Source organism: Phormidesmis sp. 146-12, from assembly GCF_052939495.1.
In genome coordinates, this window is record NZ_JBJPHS010000218.1 from 1 (window position 1) to 3723 (window position 3723).

At 49.7% G+C, this 3723-nt stretch carries 3 protein-coding genes; all 3 read left to right on the top strand.

What is annotated here, in order from left to right; genetic code table 11:
• Window positions 1-428, top strand: a 428-nt coding sequence (locus ACKFKF_RS34530; protein WP_446871878.1) for a sigma-70 family RNA polymerase sigma factor, incomplete at its 5' end; no start/stop codon positions are given.
• 156 nt (window positions 429-584) lie between these two features.
• A complete protein-coding gene (locus ACKFKF_RS34535) occupies window positions 585-1712 on the top strand; it encodes a DUF1822 family protein (protein WP_446871879.1) in 1128 nt (375 codons plus the stop codon).
• On the top strand, window positions 1709-3723 hold a 2015-nt coding region (locus tag ACKFKF_RS34540), incomplete at its 3' end, for a CHASE2 domain-containing protein (RefSeq protein ID WP_446871880.1). The genes ACKFKF_RS34535 and ACKFKF_RS34540, both read left to right, overlap by 4 nt.

Sequence of the window (3723 nt, forward strand, 5' to 3'; positions counted from 1 at the left end):
TGACCTCGCTCAATTTGCCCAAATCTGGAGACATGACGGGTGAGCGCCAAGATGACTTATCTGATCCGATGCAGGAGTCTTTGTTAAACGATTTGATTGCTCAAGAAGAGGAGCACGATCGTCAGACTCAGCAAGGTCAAGTTCATGCCGTTCTGATCGCAAGTTTAGGCAAACTGGATACTCAAGCTCAGGATCTCCTGCGGCTCTATTATCAAACTGGTTTAACCCAACAGCAAATCGCCCAGCAGTCCGGCATTCCTCAATACACAATATCGCGCAAGCTATCAAAGGCACGAGAAACCTTATTACGCTCTCTCACCCAATGGAGCCAGGAAACGCTGCATATCTCGCCCACCTCCAACGTGATTAAGCATATCAGTACAGTTTTAGAAGAATGGCTACAAGAAACCATGAGGCACGAAAGATGATTAAAACGCTTTCCTAGCACTCATTTTCACCTTCCTCGGCATTGCTCAATCAGGGTACAGCAATCTCCCGTAGTCAGTCTAAACACTAGAAGAGGGCAAAATCATCCCTCCTCGCTCCTCACTCCTCACTCCTCACTCCTCACTCGTCACCTCCCCATGCAAACGCTCACCCAACTTCAGCTAGAAATCCTGCCAGACGTGCAGTCTGAATCTTGGCAAGTCGCTCAGTCCTGCACCACGGTTACCGCTCAATGGAACACTTATTTGAATCAAGTTAGTCTCAGTACATTCTTACCGTGGTTACGATCGCACTACGCCCCCCAAGCATCTCTACACCCAAGTTTGTGGAATTTTGTGAATGGGACGGCGATTACTTTAGGCGACCGTTTAAACAACAAGCGGCTGATTTTAATTCCTGATAAAACGATCGATACTAGCGAACTGCGAATTCCTCAAGAATGGATTGATTTGACGAATTGGGCGGGGGACTATTATCTAGCAGTGCAGGTCAATCCTGATGAGGGCTGGGTCAGGGTTTGGGGCTATACGACGCATGAACAGATTAAAGCGATCGCCACCTATGATGAGCGCGATCGGACTTATTGTTTGGATGCTCAAGATTTGATTCAAGATTTGACGGTGCTTTGGGTCGTGCGCCAGCTTAATCCGACTGAGGTGACTCAGGCAGCGATCGCGCCTTTGCCGACGATTCAACCTGCTCAGGCAGACAATTTACTCCAACGGCTCACCAATCCCGCTCTCCTTCAGGCTCGATTAGAGGTGCCGTTTGCTTTATGGGGCGCACTATTGGAACGAGCAGATTGGCGGCAGCGGCTTTCAGGATCCACATCCAGACGAGTTCAACTGGGTCAATGGTTGCAAAATGTGTTTGAGGAAGGCTGGCAGTCGTTAGAGAGCCTTTTGGGACGCGACGAATTTGCGGTTAATCTGCGGCAAGTGGAGTTGAGTGAGGCGGCCGTGAGGCGCGTTAAATTATTGAATCTTTCCGATCGCGCCCTCTTATTATTAGTCACTCTAGAACCCGAAGCCGACGGCAGAATTGGGGTGCGATCGCAGCTTCGATCTCGTGACGCTTCATTCAATCTTCCTGCAAATCTGCAACTGTCTTTGATCTCATCGATGGGTGAAATGATTCAATCGGTACAGTCTCGGCCCCAGGATGATGTGATTCAACTGCGACGGTTTCGGTCAGCTTTGGGGACTCAGTTTAGCTTGCAGGTGGCCATCGACGATACTGTAATCACAGAAGATTTTCAGCTATGAGTCATCTAGTTGTTTTGAATTTAGGAAACGGTGACTGGCAGACGGGTTTGTCTAATGTGATTGCTCAACTGTGGGAAGCGGATCAGTCTCAGCCAATGCAGTTTACGGGCAGTTTGCCGCCGATGCCAGAATTGGGCGACCTGTATGAACGCTGGCGATCGCTCTATGAGGCGTTGTATTCCAATTTGGGATGGCGACGATCGACGGAATTCAACGCAGAATTTGACATTGACGAAACCGATCTCACTCACATTTCGCATTCAGAATTTAGCAGTCTGAGTGATGAGTTACGACATGAGATCAATCGCTGGCTCAGTACCCATCAGTTTCAAAAAATTGAACGGCAGCTACGCACGCGATTGAATCAGTTTGATGAGATTCGAGTGATTGTCGTGGCAGATAATTCAGAATTGCTAAAATTACCCTGGTGCTTATGGGATTTTTTAGAAGACTATCCAAAAGTAGAAATCGCTTTAAGCTTACCTGAGTATACGAGAGCGATTAAAACAAATCATGCCAAAAGCAATACCAAAGTTAAGATTCTAGCAATCTTGGGCGATCGTAAAGGAATCGATCTCGATCGTGACCAACAACTCCTCAAACAGCTTCCTCGAACCGAACTCAAATTTTTAGTCGAACCACAAGCAAAAGACTTAACCCAACAGCTTTGGCAACCCGGATGGGATGTGCTGTTTTTTGCGGGACACAGTTCTAGTCAGGGCAAAGGACGCATTCAAATTAACCACACCGAAAGTCTGACGATCGACCAGCTTAAATACGGACTCCGCAAAGCGATCGCCAATGGGTTAAAGCTGGCAATTTTTAACTCCTGTGATGGGCTGGGACTGGCGCGAGATTTGGCCGATCTGCATTTGCCTCAAGTGATTGTCATGCGAGAATCGGTGCCCGATCGCGTCGCTCAAGAATTCCTCAAACACTTTCTCACCGCCTTTTCTAGCGGACAGTCGCTCTACACCGCCGTTCGAGAAGCCCGCGAAAAACTACAGCCGTTAGAAGTCGATTTCCCTTGCGCCACTTGGCTCCCCGTCATTTGTCAAAACCCTGCCGAAGTGCCCCCAACCTGGCAAGACTGGTGTGGCAAACCTGCGATCGCTTTTCCTCGACCGACTCGCCACGACTTGCAAAAAATTCTTCTCAGCAGTTTAGCGGTCACCAGCTTGATCACCGGAATTCGCTGGCTTGGCTGGCTCCAACCGACAGAATTAGCCGCCTTTGACACCTTGACACGATCGCGCCCCGCCGAAAATCCTGATCCCCGTTTGCTGGTCGTCACTATCACCGAAAAAGATATGCAGACTCAAGGCCCCGAACCTCGTCAAGGATCACTGTCTGAGCGTACCCTCAGCCGCCTCCTCGCCAAACTAGAAGACGCTGAACCGTTGGCGATCGGACTCGACATTTACCGAGATTTTCCGGCTAGTTCTCCAGACTTAAAGCAGCAGTTAAATCAACCCAACCTGATCGCCATCTGCAAGCGTCCCGCTCCGCCCGATGACCCCGCCGGGATTTTGCCCCCGCCCGAAGTGCCCGAAGAACAGACTGGCTTTAGTGATTTTGTCCAGGATTCGGATGGAGCGATTCGCCGTCACCTGCTGTTTATGTCGCCCAATCCGACTTCTCCTTGCACACCTGCCTATGCCTTCAATCTTCAGCTTGCGTTTCGCTACTTAAATGCGCGGGACATTGCGCCCAAATTTACTCCCGACGGCGACCTGCAATTAAAGAACGTCACCTTTCCGAGTTTTGAAGGGCGAGTCGGCGGCTACCAAACGATCGATACGCGCGGCAATCAAATTCTGCTCAACTACCGTCACCCTCAAGCAATCGCACAACAAGTCACACTGACGCAAATTCTCAATGGACAGGTCAATCCTCGTGCCATTCGCGATCGTATTGTGTTGATTGGCGTTGCGTCTCCCAACAGTGGCGATTACTGGTCAACTCCCTATGGCACTTCTCTATCGAGCAAACTTCCTGGCGTGTTGATTCA